The 14431-nt window shown below is 61.9% G+C and carries 16 protein-coding genes; 11 read left to right on the forward strand and 5 right to left on the reverse strand.

Translation table 11 applies throughout. The annotated features are described in order from the left end of the window. Positions 1 to 10 precede the first annotated feature (10 nt). The 6 genes from HX812_RS00435 to HX812_RS00460 all read left to right on the forward strand — a co-directional run bounded on the left by HX812_RS00435 (position 11) and on the right by HX812_RS00460 (position 6026). Positions 11 to 529: an RNA polymerase sigma factor gene (locus HX812_RS00435; RefSeq protein WP_038843095.1), complete on the forward strand. Its 519-nt coding sequence runs from the start codon at positions 11 to 13 to the stop codon at positions 527 to 529. Continuing rightward, entirely contained in the window at positions 526 to 1506 is a 981-nt protein-coding gene (locus HX812_RS00440; protein WP_038843098.1) for a FecR domain-containing protein, read from the forward strand. Before HX812_RS00435 ends, HX812_RS00440 begins: the two co-directional genes overlap by 4 nt. A gap of 86 nt (positions 1507 to 1592) precedes the next feature. Next, positions 1593 to 4022, forward strand: a complete 2430-nt coding sequence (locus HX812_RS00445) for a TonB-dependent siderophore receptor (protein WP_038843101.1) — start codon at positions 1593 to 1595, stop codon at positions 4020 to 4022. Positions 4023 to 4084: 62 nt separating this feature from the next. Then, positions 4085 to 5188: a PepSY domain-containing protein gene (locus HX812_RS00450; RefSeq protein WP_038843110.1), complete on the forward strand. Its 1104-nt coding sequence runs from the start codon at positions 4085 to 4087 to the stop codon at positions 5186 to 5188. Further along, positions 5185 to 5361, forward strand: coding sequence for a hypothetical protein (locus HX812_RS00455; protein ID WP_098467484.1), 177 nt, complete (start codon positions 5185 to 5187; stop codon positions 5359 to 5361). The genes HX812_RS00450 and HX812_RS00455 overlap by 4 nt, the downstream gene beginning before the upstream one ends. Before the next feature lie 35 nt (positions 5362 to 5396). Beyond that, complete coding sequence (locus tag HX812_RS00460) at positions 5397 to 6026, forward strand: glutathione S-transferase N-terminal domain-containing protein (RefSeq protein WP_038843112.1); 630 nt, start codon at positions 5397 to 5399, stop codon at positions 6024 to 6026. Positions 6027 to 6191: 165 nt separating this feature from the next. Here the strand turns inward: HX812_RS00460 and creD are convergent, their stop codons facing one another. Genes creD through HX812_RS00480 form a run of 4 tightly spaced genes read right to left on the reverse strand, consistent with a single transcriptional unit; the run spans position 6192 to position 10234 of the window. Continuing rightward, positions 6192 to 7565, reverse strand: a complete 1374-nt coding sequence (gene creD / locus HX812_RS00465) for a cell envelope integrity protein CreD (RefSeq protein WP_038848827.1) — start codon at positions 7563 to 7565, stop codon at positions 6192 to 6194. Between the two features lie 51 nt (positions 7566 to 7616). Then, positions 7617 to 9056, reverse strand: a complete 1440-nt coding sequence (gene creC, locus HX812_RS00470) for a two-component system sensor histidine kinase CreC (protein WP_038848828.1) — start codon at positions 9054 to 9056, stop codon at positions 7617 to 7619. Further along, a complete protein-coding gene (gene creB / locus HX812_RS00475) occupies positions 9056 to 9724 on the reverse strand; it encodes a two-component system response regulator CreB (RefSeq protein ID WP_038848831.1) in 669 nt (222 codons plus the stop codon). Before creB ends, creC begins: the two co-directional genes overlap by 1 nt. A gap of 9 nt (positions 9725 to 9733) precedes the next feature. After that, a complete protein-coding gene (locus HX812_RS00480) occupies positions 9734 to 10234 on the reverse strand; it encodes an ATP-dependent zinc protease (protein WP_033898063.1) in 501 nt (166 codons plus the stop codon). 173 nt (positions 10235 to 10407) lie between these two features. Between HX812_RS00480 and HX812_RS00485 the strand changes: the two genes are divergently transcribed. After that, entirely contained in the window at positions 10408 to 11295 is an 888-nt protein-coding gene (locus tag HX812_RS00485) for an acyltransferase (protein ID WP_038848835.1), read from the forward strand. On the opposite strand, the gene HX812_RS00490 is transcribed toward HX812_RS00485, so the two are convergent. Then, positions 11292 to 11864 (reverse strand): DUF2780 domain-containing protein, encoded by a 573-nt coding sequence (locus HX812_RS00490; protein ID WP_033898061.1) that lies wholly within the window; start codon positions 11862 to 11864, stop codon positions 11292 to 11294. The genes HX812_RS00485 and HX812_RS00490 overlap by 4 nt on opposite strands. 151 nt (positions 11865 to 12015) lie before the next feature. Here HX812_RS00490 and HX812_RS00495 point away from each other — a divergent pair, with 151 nt between their 5' ends. From HX812_RS00495 to HX812_RS00510, 4 genes are all read left to right on the forward strand, one after another. Continuing rightward, positions 12016 to 12642, forward strand: coding sequence for an RNA polymerase sigma factor (locus tag HX812_RS00495; protein WP_038848839.1), 627 nt, complete (start codon positions 12016 to 12018; stop codon positions 12640 to 12642). After that, complete coding sequence (locus HX812_RS00500) at positions 12639 to 13316, forward strand: anti-sigma factor domain-containing protein (protein WP_038848842.1); 678 nt, start codon at positions 12639 to 12641, stop codon at positions 13314 to 13316. The genes HX812_RS00495 and HX812_RS00500 overlap by 4 nt, the downstream gene beginning before the upstream one ends. 76 nt (positions 13317 to 13392) lie before the next feature. Further along, positions 13393 to 13851, forward strand: a complete 459-nt coding sequence (locus HX812_RS00505; protein ID WP_038848844.1) for an anti-sigma factor domain-containing protein — start codon at positions 13393 to 13395, stop codon at positions 13849 to 13851. Between the two features lie 133 nt (positions 13852 to 13984). Further along, complete coding sequence (locus tag HX812_RS00510; RefSeq protein ID WP_038848845.1) at positions 13985 to 14386, forward strand: DUF3757 domain-containing protein; 402 nt, start codon at positions 13985 to 13987, stop codon at positions 14384 to 14386. Positions 14387 to 14431 lie beyond the last annotated feature (45 nt).

Consider the following 14431-nt stretch of genomic DNA (forward strand, 5'->3'; position numbering starts at 1 on the left):
AGGTGATGCCTTGTCGTCGATCCAGAACCCACACAGTGAGCTTGTTGGCGCGTTGTATCGCGACCATCGTGGCTGGCTGCTGGCCTGGCTTCGACGCAACGTGGCCTGCCCGAGCCGCGCCGAAGACCTGAGCCAGGACACCTTCATGCGCCTGCTCGGCCGTGATGAGTTGCGTGAACCCCGCGAACCAAGGGCGTTCCTGGTGGCAATCGCCAAGGGCTTGTTGTTCGACTACTTCCGTCGCGCGGCCCTGGAACAGGCCTACCTCACCGAGCTGATGCTGATCCCGGAAAGCGAACACCCGTCGCCGGAAGAACAGCAAATGATCCTCGAGGACCTCAAGGCCATCGACCGCCTGCTCGGCAAGCTGTCGAGCAAGGCTCGCGCCGCCTTCCTCTATAACCGCCTCGACGGCATGGGTCACACCGAAATCGCCCAGCGCCTCGGCGTGTCGGTGCCCCGCGTGCGCCAGTACCTCGCCGAGGGCATTCGCCAGTGCTACATCGCGCTGTATGGCGAGCCGCTGTGACGGTGATCAGCTCCAAACCCGTCTCGGCCCGCGTGCTGGATGCGGCGATTGCCTGGCAGCTGTCCCTCGATTCGGGCGATGGCAGCGTAATTGAGCGTGAAGAATTCGATAAATGGCTGGCCAGCGATGAAGAACACGCCCGCGCCTGGCGCCAGTTGGGCATGCTCGACCAGCGTTTCAGCGTGGCCTCGGGTCCGGCGCGGGCGGCGTTGCTGCAATCGCGTGAAGGCATTCGCCAGCGCGTGCGCAAGCTGGGCAGTGGTCTTGCAAGTATCGCGCTGGTGATTGGCCTGGCGCTGTTTGCCGGTGAACGCTATGTGCCGATCCACTATTGGCTGGCCGACCAACGCACCGCCACCGGCGAGCAGCGCACGCTGAAGCTGGCGGATGGCACGTTGATCAACCTCAACACCCACAGCGCCATCGACGTACGTTTTGATGAAAAACGCCGGCTGATCGTGTTGCAGGAAGGCGAAATCCTGGTCGAGACCGGCCACAACGATGCGCGGCCATTCTATGTGCAAACCCGCGACGGCAGCCTGCGGGCGCTGGGTACGCGGTTTATCGTCAAGCGCGAAGACGACGCCACGCGCTTGAGCGTGTTGCAATCGGCCGTGGCCGCCCAGCCCGAAGCGCTGAATCAGGAACAGATCTTCAAGGAAGGCCAGCAAGTGCTGATGCGCAGCGACGGCCTCGGCCCTGCGCTTGCCGTCACCCCCGCCACCGACGCCTGGACCCGCGGCATGTTGGTAGTCGATAACGCGCGCCTGGGCGATGTGGTTGCGGAGCTCAGCCGTTACCGCACCGGTTACCTGGGTGTGGATAAAAACGTCGCTGACCTGCGCATCACTGGCAGCTTCCCGCTGCACGACACCACACTGGCGCTCAACGCGCTGCTGCCGACGCTGCCGGTGCAGATCGAGCAGCACACGCCGTGGTGGGTGACCGTGATCGGCAAGGCACCCGCGGCCAAATAAAAAATATTTTCATCCTGCCCTATCACTTTTCGATTCTCGTTCGGCACCTAGGCAATTGCGAAATATTTCCATTCAGGAGCCGCCCTATGTCCCGCACGCTAGACACCTTGTTGCGCCCCAGCCTGTTAGCCGTGGCGATTGCCCTCAGCGCCCCGCTGGCCAGCACTTCGCTGATCGCAGCGGAACAGGCGTCCAGCGTGCGCACCTACAATCTGCCGGCGGCCCCCCTGGCCACCACCCTGAACCAGATCGCCAGCCAGGGCGGCCTGGCGCTGACCCTCAGCCCGGCCTTGGCGTCAGGCAAGACCTCGGCGCCGGTCAAGGGCCAGTTCGATGCTCCGGGCGCGCTGCGTGAAGCACTGCGTGGCACGGGGTTGCAGTTGGAACAGAGCAGTGCGGGGACGTACACCCTGGTGGCGATTCCAGAAGGCGTCGTGGCGTTGCCGACCACCAACATCACCGGCCAGGACAGCTATGAAAGCGCCTGGGGCCCGGTCGACGGTTACCTGGCCAAGCGCACCGCCGCCGGCACCAAGACCGACACCGCGCTGGTCGAGGCGCCGCGTTCGATCTCGGTCGCCACCCGCGAGCAGATGCAAGACCGCAACGTGCAGAACCTGGATGACGCGGTGAAATACATGCCGGGCATCGTGTCCGCCAGCTACGGTAGCGACACCCGCTACGACTGGATGCGTGTACGTGGCTTCGAACCCACCCAGTTCCTCGACGGCCTGCCGCTGCCACGTGGCGTCTACGCCAACCCGAAAGCCGAGACCTGGAACCTCGACCGCCTCGCCCTGCTGCGCGGCCCGGCCTCATCGGTGTACGGCCAGACGCCGCCGGGCGGCCTGTTGGACATGGTCAGCCGCCGTCCCAGCGAGGAGTCGAGCCACGCCGTCCAGGTGCAATACGGCAGCGATAACTACCGTCAGATCAACTTTGCCAGCACCGGCAAGATCGACGATGACGGCCAGTTCCTCTACGGCCTCAGCGGCGTGGTGCGCGACGCCGGCACTCAGGTCGACCACATCGACAACAAGCGCTACAACATTGCGCCAAGCCTGACGTGGAACATCGATCCGGATACCAAGCTGACCTTCTTGTCGCAGTTCACGCGGGACGATACCGGCACGACCAGCCAGTTCATGCCGATCCAAGGCACCAAGATCAACTCGCCGCTGGGTGACGTTTCCCACCACAAGAACCTGGGCGATCCGGACTACGAGTTCTACGACCGCACCTACTATGCGCTGGGCTATGCGTTCGAACACCGTTTCAACGACACCTGGCAGTTCAAGCAGAACCTGCGCTACACCAAGTCGGAACTGGACTTCCGGCAGTTGACCGTGGGCTCTTATGCATTTTCCCCGGCAAATGCGGCGGGCGATATCAGCCGCTCGACCACCAACGTCAACGAAAGCATTGGCCAGTTCGCGGTGGATAACAATTTCCAGGCGGATTTCGCCACGGGCGACGTGATCCATACCCTGCTGCTGGGCCTGGATCACCAACGCACCGACACGTCCTACCGTGCGATTTACGGGACCGCGTCAAACATCAACATCTTCAACCCGATCAATACCACGCCGACGCTGCGCCCAACCGGCGTGCGGCCTTTCTACGACTACAACCAGAAAACCGTACAGACCGGCCTCTACGTGCAGGACCAGATGGCCTTGGACAAATGGCGCCTGACCCTGGGTGGGCGTGAAGACTGGGTGCATCAGGGCACCACCTATTTCAACGACAGCGACGCAACCAACACCGACCGCATCAAGCATTTCAGCGGCAACGCGGCGCTGAGCTACGTGTTCGATTCGGGCTTCGTACCGTACTTGTCCTACGCCGAGTCCTTCCAGCCGGCAAGCAACGCCGATACCAATGCCACCAAGACCTTCAAACCGACGGAAGGCAAGCAGTGGGAAATGGGCGTCAAGTATCAGCCGCCCGGCTCCAACACTTTGCTGAGCGCAGCGGTGTACGACCTGACCCAGAAAAACGTGCAGGTCACGACGCTCGGCGCAGGAGGCCAGCAAATCAACAGCCAGACCGGCGAAGTGAAGGTCAAGGGCCTGGAGCTGGAAGCCGTGTCTGACGTGACCGAGAACCTTAAGGTCATCGCCGCCTACACCTTGGCCAAATCCGAGGTGCAAAAAGGCATCTACAAAGGCAACCGCCTGACGTTGATGCCCAACCAGCAGGCTTCGCTGTGGACTGACTACACGTGGCACACCGGCCCGCTCGATGGCTTCGGCATCGGCTTCGGCGCGCGCTACACTGGCAACACCTACGGCGACCAGGCCAACACCTGGCTGGGCAAGGCCAACGCCTATACCGTGTTCGACGGTTCGGTGCATTACGACCTGGGCCGCCTGGACAACAGCCTCAAAGGCGCATCGGTCAAGTTGAATGCCACCAACCTGTTCAACAAGGACTACCTGTCGACCTGCGATGGCAACTACTGCTACTTCGGCGACCAACGCAGCGTCGTCGCCAGCGCCACCTACCAGTGGTAATCGGCTGAGTTAACCCCAGGCCGCCCCCGTGGGCGGCTTTGGTGTGTCTGAAGGTTGAAAAAATGAAAAGCAAAACCATCCGCCGCTGGTCCTTCATCCACACTTGGACCAGCCTGATCTGCACAGTATTCCTGCTGCTGCTCGCCCTCACCGGCCTGCCGTTGGTGTTTCACCATGAGATCGACCACCTGCTGGGCAACGAGCCGGAACTGGCGCAAATGCCTGCTGATACGCCGCAGCTCAACCTCGAACAACTCGTCAGCGCCGCCCAGGCCCATCGCCCCGGCGATGCCCTGCAATACCTGGCCTGGGACGAGGATGACAAGAACGGCGTGATCGCGATCATGGCCGCCACCGCTGGCACCGAGCCCAACGCGTCCCACACCTTCATGCTTGATGCGCGCACCGGTGAAGCCTTGGAAACCCCGGCGGCCAACGGTGGATTCACCTTGTTTCTGCTGCGCCTGCACGTCGACATGTTCGCCGGCTTGCCGGGCAAGTTGCTGCTGGCGTTCATGGGCATTCTGTTTGTGCTGGCGATCATTTCGGGCACGGTGCTGTACCTGCCGTTCATGCGTCGCCTGAAGTTCGCCACGGTGCGCCAGGACAAGTCCACGCGCCTGCGCTGGCTCGACCTGCATAACCTGATCGGCGTGGTCACTCTGACCTGGGCCTTGGTGGTGGGCGTGACCGGCGTGATCAGCGCCTGCGCTGACCTGATCATCGCCGCCTGGCGCCAGGACAGTCTCAGCGCCATGATCGAGCCCTACAAAAACGCCCCGCCGCCGACCCAGCGCGCACCGGCTACCGAACTGCTGACCATCGCCGCCAAGGCCGCTCCCGGCATGGAGCCGGACTTCATCGCCTTCCCCGGCACGCGCTTTTCCAGCGAGCACCACTATGCCGTGTTCATGAAAGGCAGCACCCACCTGACCTCACACCTGCTCACGCCGGTGCTGATCGACGCCAGCACCCTGGCCGTCACCGCCATCGCCGAACGGCCGTGGTACATGGACGCCATGGGCATGTCCCAACCGCTGCACTTCGGTGACTACGGCGGCATGCCGATGAAAGTCCTATGGGCGGCGCTGGATGTACTGACCATCATCGTGTTGGTCAGTGGGATTTACTTGTGGATGGTGCGGCGCAAGGCGGGCAAGGCATGAAGCCGCGTCAGTCGAACTTCTGGAAAGTGTTTGGTATTCCGCTGGGGATCGGCCTGCTCAGCGCAGCCGGGTTGTTTGCGGCGTTGCTGGGGGATGGGCTGTGGGATTCGCTCAGTTGGGTCGGTTTGGGCATTCCCGCTGCAATTGGCACTTGGGCCTTGCTCAAGCGGTGAGATAGATTAGCCCGGCCCTTTCTTGAGGAATGCCCATGTCCGCTCCCAGCATGACCTTGTTCCACAACCCCGCTTCCCCCTTCGTGCGTAAGGTGCGCGTGCTGCTGGCTGAAACCGGCCAGCAGGACCGCGTCGCGCTGCACGGCTGCATGCCGACCCCGGTCAACCCGGATGCGCAGGTGGTTCAAGGCAACCCCGTGGGCAAGATCCCGGCCCTGCGCCTGGCCGATGGCACGGTATTGCACGACAGCCGGGTGATCCTCGATTACTTCGACCACCAGCACGTCGGCAACCCACTGATTCCCCGCGACGGCTCGGCCCGCTGGCGCCGTCTGACCCTGGCCTCGATGGCCGACGGCATCATGGATGCCGCCGTGTTGGTGCGCTACGAAACGGCCCTGCGTCCAGCCGAAAAGCACTGGGACCAGTGGCTCGATGAGCAGCGCAACAAGATCCGCCGCAGCCTCTCTGAATTGGAGGCGGATGCGATTGCTGAACTGACCAGCCACTTCGACATCGCCGCCATCAGCGTGGCCTGCGCCTTGGGTTACCTCGACTTCCGCCATCCGGACATGCAATGGCGCCTGGATAACCCGCAGCTTGCCTCCTGGTACGCCGAGGTCAGCCAACGGCCTTCGATGCAGCAGACCCAACCCCCGGTGTAAGATTTTACTGTGGCGAGGGAGCTTGCTCCCGTTGGACTGCGTAGCAGGCCCATTCTTTGGGGCCGCTTCGCGCCCCAGCGGGAGCAAGCTCCCTCGCCACAGAAAACAGCTGATTAATCCGTAGCACCAATTTTGCCCGCTCCAGCCTATCCTCCCGTAACCCGATCATTGCACCGCCTCCAGGTCAAACTCCAAAGGCTCAGCCGCTTTACGCTTGCCCACCCCATACCAATCCAACTTTCGTGTCAGCACCATCACCGTGCCCAGCAGGCCGAACAGCAGCAACGAGCCCATCAGCAACGCGTAATCCTCGGCACTCAACAGCCCGTACAACAAGCCATACAACGCCGCCAACCCCGCGGAAAACCCCAGCCCGTGGGCGACGCTGCGCAGCACATGGCACACATAGAAGCCAATCAACAACACGCAGGCGCTGGCAGAGATCAGATAAGCCAGCGCGAACCCGATGTGCTCGGACAACGACAGCAACAACAGGTAGAAAAACGCCAGCGCAAACCCCACCAACGCGTATTGAATCGGATGCACCGCCAGGCTCTTGAGCACTTCGAACAGGAAGAAGCCGGCGAAGGTCAGGGCGATGAACAGCAGCGCGTATTTAATCGCACGATCGCTCTTGAGGTATTGGTCCACCGGGTCGATGAAGTTCACGCCGAAGCTGCGGTTGTTGAAGTCTTCACAGCCCTGCTTGTCCAGGCAGGTTTGCAGGGCTTGCTCAAGGTTGGTGGAGAAGAAGGAGGTCTGCCAGTTGGCGGTAAAGCCCTGGTCGGTAATCTCGCGTTGTGCCGGCAGGAAGTTGCCGATGAAGCTGGGGTGTGGCCAGTTTGAAGCGATTGAGACCTGGCTGGTCTTGCCCACCGGCACCACTTGCAGTTGCTCGGTGCCTTGCAGGCGCAGGTCGAAAGCAAAGTCCACAACGTTGGGCTTTTTGCTGTCGTGCTCCGGCAGTGTCACGTGCACGCCCTCACCCAGCCAGTCCACCTGGGAGCCGGGCTCGAACTCCAGTTGCTGGCTGCCCAGCTCCAGTTTCAGCGCGTTCTCGATGCCGCGAATATCGCTGATGCCCACCGCCAGAAACGCCGGTTCAAAACGGTAATCGGCAAAATTCTCCGTAATACCCAATTGCGCAGGCAGCTCGAAACGCCCGCTGATGCGGTTGTCGGCATGGAACAGCCGCGCCTGGTAGATGCCCCGTGCGCGCAGTTCGGTCTGCACCTTGCCATCGAGTTCAAATCGATCCGGCAGGAAATACAGACGACCGCGCTCTTCACGGGTGACTTCGTAGCGTTTGTTGAGCTTTTCATTGAGCTTCCACTCGCGGACGGTCTTGCGATACGGCACCACCATCACCGGGCCGGTGAGGCGCTGGCTGTAGCTGGAGCTGCGGGCAATGTCATCCAACACCTGATCACGCGTGAACTGGCGGTCGGCGATGATGCCGTTGATCATCAGCAATGGAATCAGCAATACCAGCATCAGCAGCGCAATCGCGCCAAGTTTGAAAAGCAGGCTGCGGTTCATGGGTCTCTCCCTGTTTTGATGGGGAGAGTCTGGGCAGCCCGTGTGGGCGATTTATGTGGGCAATGTGGAGACTGTGTGGAGATGCAGCACCACCTGCACGCCGCCGTCGACATTGCCGATCTGCAACGCGCCGCCGTGCAACTTCATCACTTCCTCGACAAAGTTGAGGCCCAGCCCCGTGCTTTTTCGCCCACTGGTCGGACGTGGCAGCGAGTAGAAACGCTCGCTCAGGCGCGGCAGGGCGTAGTCGGGAATCGGCGCGGCCTGGTTGAACAGGCTGACTTGCACGTCGTTGTGTCGCGTCTGTGCGCTGAACGTCAACAGCCCGCCGGGCGGCGTGAAGTCCAGGGCATTGTCCAGCAGATTGCCAAGGGCCTGACGCAACAGGAAGGGTTCACCGTACACCTTCACATCCGCCGCAATTGACTGCTCGACCTGCAACCCGGCGCCTTCAATCCGCGCGCATTGAGCCTTGAGCACTTCATCGACCATCGCCGCCAGCGGGATACTCGCCTGCTCCTCCAGGCCCTGGCGCTGTTCCACCTGCGCCAGGTTCAGCAGGCGCTCGATCAACTGCTGCAGACGCGCGCTTTCGCTGTCGATGTTGCTGACGAAGCGCTGCTGTTGCTCGCGGGTCATCTCACCCTGCAACAGCTCCGCCGCACCGCGGATCGCGGCCAATGGGCTCTTCAATTCGTGGGTCAGGGTGTGTACGTAATGCTCGACGTAGGCCTTGCCTTCCAACTGCGTGCGCATGTGCTCGACGGCGGTGGACAGTTGCTTGAGCTCACCGCCACGGTAATGGGGCAGCTCGGCACGCCGCCCCTCGCTGACGGCTTCGGCGTAGGCGGTCAAACGGCGCAGCGCCACGCTCAGCCACCACGACAGCAGTGCGCCCAGCAGCAGGCCCAGAATCACCAGGCCACCGCCGTACCACAGCAGGCGGCGCTCGGTGCGGTCGACATAAGGCTGCAATGAACTGTTCGGCTTGGCCACGGTGACCACGCCGATGATCTGGCCGTTGTCACGGATCGGCGCGCCCACGTGCATCACCGATGAAGCTGGGTCATCCAGTTCGCTGCGGGTGGAACGCGCGCCGTACTCGCCACGCAGGGTCAGGTACACGTCGTTCCACTTGGAATAATCCTGCCCCACCGCTTCGCCCGTAGAGTCGAGCAACACGGTGCCCTTGGCATCGGTTACGTAGATACGGTGGTTGACCTGGTTCTTCGGCAAGCCCCAGATGGTCGCGCCCGGCTGGCGGTTGCCATAGGCCTTGAGCAGCTCCGGCCAGTGGCTCTGGCCGAGAGTGCCGTTCTTTACGTCATTGCGCACGATCTCGGCCAACAGGTTGGCGGTGTCCACCAGGGTTTCTTCGGTGGACTGACGTACGCCAGGGCGGATTTCCTTCATCACGGTGCTGAGCACGAAGTAGCCGGTCAGGCCGATAAACAGCGCATACACCAGGAAGATCCGTAGCCCCAGGCGCATCAGCTGTTGCTCGGGCTGTAGCTGTAGCCGAGGCCGCGATGGGTCTGGATCGGCTCGGCATCGGCGGCCACGCTGCGCAACTTGCTGCGCAGGCTTTTGATATGGCTATCGATATTGCGCTCGTAACCCGCATCTGCCGCCACGCCCACCGCGTCCAACAGTTGCTCGCGACTGAACACACGCTCGGGTTGTTCCAGCAGGCTTTGCAGCAAACGAAATTCATGGCGCGTCAGGCTCAACGGCTGGCCGCGAAAGGTAATCTGCATACGTTCCAGATCCACCTGGAACACGGCCGGCGCAGCACCTGGGCCAATGCGCTTCAGGATCGCCCGGACCCGCGCCGTCACTTCCCGTGGGCTGAAGGGCTTGACCACATAATCGTCGGCGCCGATCTCCAGGCCGACCACGCGATCGATCTCGCCATCCCGCGCGCTGAGAAACATGACAGGCACTTCGCTGAACCGGCGCAGTTGCTTGCAGGTCTCAAAGCCGGTGATATCCGGCAGGCCGATGTCGAGGATAATCAGGTCGGCGGGCGTCTGGCGCTGATGCTCCAGCGCCGCCTGGCCGAGGGTCAGCCAGGTGGTGGTGAAGCCCTCGCCTTGCAGGGCGAAGATCAGCGTGTCGGCAATCGCCGCTTCGTCTTCGACAATCAGGATATGCGGCATGTAGGTCCGTCAGCAGTCCGGTTTGTCGGCAGTGTAACGACGGGCCGGGTTTACCGCAGCGCCAAATTCACGCAGGGCCTTGGCGCCGATCAGCAACGGGTAGTTGAAGCTGCTGCGGTCGGTGAGGTTGACCTCGACGGTGCGCTTGACGTCGCCCAGGCACATTTCCAGGTCGATCACCGGGCGCTTGGCCACGGTGGCTTCGTCCTTGTCGTCGTCTTCATCGGCGCGGCTCTTGATCTTGCTGATGCGCGACACCTTGTGTTCGTAGACTTTGTTGGAGGCGTCTTTGCCGCCGAGGCGGAAGCGCACCCAATCGTCGCCGTCACGGGTGAAGGTCTCGATGTCGCGGGCCGACAGCGAAGCCGTCAGCGCGCCGGTGTCCATCTTGGCCTTGAAGGTTTCGCCGATCTCCGGCAACTGGATGTATTCGTAGCGACCGTAGAGGGTCGGTTCGGCGGCCATGACCGGCAGGGCAGCCAGGGCGAGAGAGGCAAGGAGCAGTTTCACGAAGTGATTTCCTCGGAAAGAAGTAGGCGGATTCTAGACCGCAAAGGCAGCACTTAGTTAGCTCGCCCCAGCATAACCGGCACATTGTGAAACATTCGTCCGGCGAATTGGCATTTGGCCTCTAGACTCAAGCTGCTTATCATGGCCCGCCCACAGGATTTCAAGAGTTACTTATGCGCCGCCTGCTCACCGGCTGTTTTGTGTCATTGCTACTGCTGCTCAACACCCTGGTCCTGATCGGGCCGTTGATGGTGTTTGCCCTGCTCAAGCTGGTGGCCCCTGGGCGCTCGCGTGACTACATGTCCTGGGCGGTGATGTGGATCGCCGAGACCTGGGCCGAGATCGACAAGCTGATTTTCGCGCTGTGCATCCCGACCCAATGGGATATTCGCGGTGGCGAAGACCTGCGGGGCGATACGTCCTACCTGGTGATCAGCAACCACCAATCCTGGGTGGATATCCCGGCGCTGATCCAGGCCCTCAACCGCCGCACGCCGTTCTTCAAATTCTTCCTGAAAAAAGAGCTGATCTGGGTGCCCTTCCTCGGCCTGGCCTGGTGGGCATTGGATTACCCCTTCATGAAGCGCTACAGCAAGGCCTTTCTGGCCAAGCACCCGGAACTCGCCGGGCAGGATTTGAAAATCACCAAGGAGGCCTGCGAGCTGTTCAAGCGCCAGCCGGTGACGGTGGTCAATTATCTGGAAGGCACGCGGTTCAACGAAACCAAGCGCAAGCAGCAGGATTCACCCTTCACTCGCTTGCTCAAGCCCAAGGCGGGCGGCGTGGCGTTTGTATTGGCGGCGATGGGTGAACAACTGGATGCCGTGCTCGACGTGACCGTGGTCTATCCGCAGCAGAAGATTCCGGGGTTCTGGGATTTGATCAGTGGCGCAGTGCCCAAGGTGATCATTGATATCCGCACCCGCGAATTGGATCCGGCGTTGTGGCAAGGGGATTACGAGAATGATCCGGCGTTTCGCCAGACCGTCCAGAACTGGGTCAACCAGCTCTGGACGGAGAAGGACGCGCGTATCGAGCAACTGCGCGCGGAACGGATTTAACTGCCGGTGCCCCAGGCCTGGGCCAACTTGCCCAGCACGGAGCTGCTGGCACCCTGGCCGCCCAGGTATTGCAGGATAACCGGGGCAAACTGGCCGACCATGCCGCTGTCCATGCCCAAGGCGCTGAAGGCGGTGTTCAGGTCGTTGGTGCTTTTCACATTACCCAGCAAGCCATCCAGGCCGCTGGTCTTGCTGCCGCCGGTCTGGCCGAGCATCCCGCTCAAGGCGCCGAGGCTGCCCAATGCGTTGTTGCCCGACAACTGGTCGAGGCCCGGCACGCTGTTGCCCAGTTGCGAATAATCGTTGCCGCTCAGCTTGTTCTTGGCCAGGCCGAGCATGGCGCCCGTACCGCCGACCGCTTGTTCGGGGGTGATGTTCAGTTGCGAGGTCAGTGCGCTTAACAGGCCGGCCGTCTCGGACGACGGGGCGGCAGCGGCTGCCTTGTTGTTGCCACCCTGCATGCCGGAAATCGCATTGGCCGCGTCGCCAAGGCTGAAGCCTGCGGCGAACACCGGGGCGGCTGCCAGGGTCATCAGGCAGGAAAGGGCGAAACCGCGTGAAATCTTCATCGAAACAACCTCTGGGTGTAAGAGCTAAAAGCAGGCGTTTGACTGACAGTCCGGAACGATTGTTCCCACACCAAGGTTAGTTCAGATTTTTCTGCATCCGAATGGCCTCGGCCCGCGTATAGCCTGCATACGCCACTCGGAGTTGGATGGAATGAATGCCCAGGCTGAACTACCCTCCGCTTACCGCGTGCCGTCCCGTAACCCTCGAACGAGGGTCTGGAGAAGCCTTATTAGCGCCGATGATGCTGACCCCTTGCGCCCTTTGCTGGCGCAATGTGCCCTGGGTAACCGCCAAGCGTTCGAAACCCTCTACCGCAGCGTTTCGCCGCGCCTTCACGGTGTGGCCCTGCGCTTCATGGGCCGCACGGACCTGGCCGAAGAAGTGCTGCAGGAAGCCTTCGTACGCATCTGGTACAACGCTTCGCGCTACGAGGCGCACCTGGCGGCGCCGATGACCTGGATGGTCAACATCACCCGCAACCTGGCCATCGACCAGTTGCGCAAACACCGCGAACAGCCGCTGGCCGATGGTCAGCAAGACGCCTTGATCGATGACGCCCCCAGCGCCCACGACCAACTCGACCACGAACGCCAAGCCCATGCCTTGAACCGTTGCCTGGACACCCTCGACGGCATGCAACGCCGGTCGATCAGCGTGGCGTACTTCCAGGGCCTGTCCTGCTCGGAGCTGGCCACGCAGTTGGCAGCGCCCCTGGGTTCGGTCAAATCCTGGATCCGCCGCGGCATGGAACGCCTGCGCAGGTGCCTTGAATCATGAACTACCAGACCACCGCCCTGCGCCGCGCCCTGGCCGCCGACTACGCCATCGGGCTGATGCCCGCTACCGCACGTCGGCGTTTTGATGCGCTGTTGCGGGAGGATGTCGCGCTGCGCGTGGAACTCAGCCATTGGCAGGACGCGCTCGCCAGCCTGACCGGTGCCCTGCCTGAGCGACCCGTTCCGGAACACGTGTGGGCAGGCATCAAGGCACGCATCGAGCCGCAGGTACTGCATGTGCCGGCGAAGCAAGCGTTCTGGAAAAACCTCCGCGTCCTGGCCGCCGCCTGCGCAGTGGTCGTCGCCGTCACCGTCGGTGTGCTGTACCAACGCGACACAGGGGTGGCGTACAACGCCACCCTGGTCAACGCCAACCAACAACCCGCGCTGCAGATCAGCGCGTTCGCCGACCACCTGCAAGTGGAACCCCTGACACTGGCCGCGATAGCACCGACGTTGAGCCTGGAATTGTGGGCGATTGCGCCGGGTGGCAAACCCATCTCACTGGGCTTGCTGCCCGCCGCAGGCAAAGGCCGGATTCAACTGAGCGAGACACAGCGTGCGTTGTTCAGTGCGCCACTGACCCTGGCCGTGAGCCTGGAGCCGCACGGCGGCTCACCGACCGGCCAACCTACCGGACCGGTGCTGTATCAGGGCCAATTGGCATTACTTTGAGCTGAACCGGGGCCAGGAACCCATCGTGCAAACCAGGGTCCATGACAGGACTGAAAGCCCTGTCAGGAATAGCCCCATGAGCGCGACCCGCCCCCAAGTGATTGAGCAAAAACCCCCATTCTGGAGCCGCCCACGTGTGTTTATCGGCGTCTGCATGGCCATCGTCGCCGGCCTCGGCGGCGCGCTCTACACCCAGGACAACGTCAAGGCCGCCGCCACGCTGGTGACCACTGCCCAGCAGCCGGCCGCGCAAATAATGGCGCACAAGGATTACCTCGAAGTCGAACCGATCGCCACCACGGCACCCGAGCCGGATCGCAGCCTGGAACTCTGGGCCATGCCCGAAGGTGGTGCGCCGGTCTCCCTGGGGCTATTGCCAGAAGATGGCAAAGGCATTATCGGCCTCAACCCGCGCCAGCAGAAAAGCATCCGTAAGCCGGTGGAATTGATGGTGAGTTCGGAGACCAAGGGCGGGTCGTTGAGTAAGCAGCCGACGGGGCCGACGATTTATCAGGGGGCGTTGGCTGCTCGCTGAGTCGATGCGCTGCCTATTGGACTAAAGAACCGGTTGCTGATCACGAACCGCTCTAAATAACTGTCACGTTTGACAGTAGCCACCCTCCAGTATTCACCTGCAGCATGATGCCTTTCCCCTACTGGAAGCCGTCATGAAAAGCGCAATGCTTGCAGGTGTATTCGCTGTCATTGCACTGGTGAACACGTCGGATGCAGCGACCTCCACCTGTCCGACGCCCCAGGAGATCAAACAAAAAGCCATGGGCAGCGGCGGCTATCGCTACGAGATGCTCCAGCCTGACGGGCGCATTTGGTCAGGCGAGAACCCGCAGGCTACGGCGTCATACCTCACTGACTCAACGTTCCACGATGCCCGGTACGATGCGATCAACCAAGCCGTCATCTGCACCTACAAAGGGCCAATGAATAACGCCGCGAGCTTTTCGGTCACACTCAAACAGGTCTCAGGTTGGAACCTTACCCCTATAGGCGACTGGAGAGGCACGTATTGCGAAGCCCTGGAGATTGCCAAATGCTTATTTACACATCATTGAAAAGCGCCACCGAATTATTCCTACGGTGACCGTCCACACATCCAC

The organism is Pseudomonas sp. IPO3749, from assembly GCF_013386605.1.
Classification (GTDB): domain Bacteria; phylum Pseudomonadota; class Gammaproteobacteria; order Pseudomonadales; family Pseudomonadaceae; genus Aquipseudomonas; species Aquipseudomonas azotoformans_A.

Excerpts from the sequence above, each read along its gene's own strand:
- HX812_RS00445 (WP_038843101.1), top strand. The coding sequence starts at position 1,593 with ATGTCCCGCACGCTAGACACCTTGTTGCGCCCCAGCCTGTTAGCCGTG.
- HX812_RS00450 (WP_038843110.1), top strand. The coding sequence starts at position 4,085 with ATGAAAAGCAAAACCATCCGCCGCTGGTCCTTCATCCACACTTGGACC.
- HX812_RS00455 (WP_098467484.1), top strand. The coding sequence starts at position 5,185 with ATGAAGCCGCGTCAGTCGAACTTCTGGAAAGTGTTTGGTATTCCGCTG.
- HX812_RS00460 (WP_038843112.1), top strand. The coding sequence starts at position 5,397 with ATGTCCGCTCCCAGCATGACCTTGTTCCACAACCCCGCTTCCCCCTTC.
- creD (WP_038848827.1), bottom strand. The coding sequence starts at position 7,565 with ATGAACCGCAGCCTGCTTTTCAAACTTGGCGCGATTGCGCTGCTGATG.
- creC (WP_038848828.1), bottom strand. The coding sequence starts at position 9,056 with ATGCGCCTGGGGCTACGGATCTTCCTGGTGTATGCGCTGTTTATCGGC.
- creB (WP_038848831.1), bottom strand. The coding sequence starts at position 9,724 with ATGCCGCATATCCTGATTGTCGAAGACGAAGCGGCGATTGCCGACACG.
- HX812_RS00485 (WP_038848835.1), top strand. The coding sequence starts at position 10,408 with ATGCGCCGCCTGCTCACCGGCTGTTTTGTGTCATTGCTACTGCTGCTC.
- HX812_RS00490 (WP_033898061.1), bottom strand. The coding sequence starts at position 11,864 with ATGAAGATTTCACGCGGTTTCGCCCTTTCCTGCCTGATGACCCTGGCA.
- HX812_RS00495 (WP_038848839.1), top strand. The coding sequence starts at position 12,016 with ATGAATGCCCAGGCTGAACTACCCTCCGCTTACCGCGTGCCGTCCCGT.
- HX812_RS00500 (WP_038848842.1), top strand. The coding sequence starts at position 12,639 with ATGAACTACCAGACCACCGCCCTGCGCCGCGCCCTGGCCGCCGACTAC.
- HX812_RS00505 (WP_038848844.1), top strand. The coding sequence starts at position 13,393 with ATGAGCGCGACCCGCCCCCAAGTGATTGAGCAAAAACCCCCATTCTGG.
- HX812_RS00510 (WP_038848845.1), top strand. The coding sequence starts at position 13,985 with ATGAAAAGCGCAATGCTTGCAGGTGTATTCGCTGTCATTGCACTGGTG.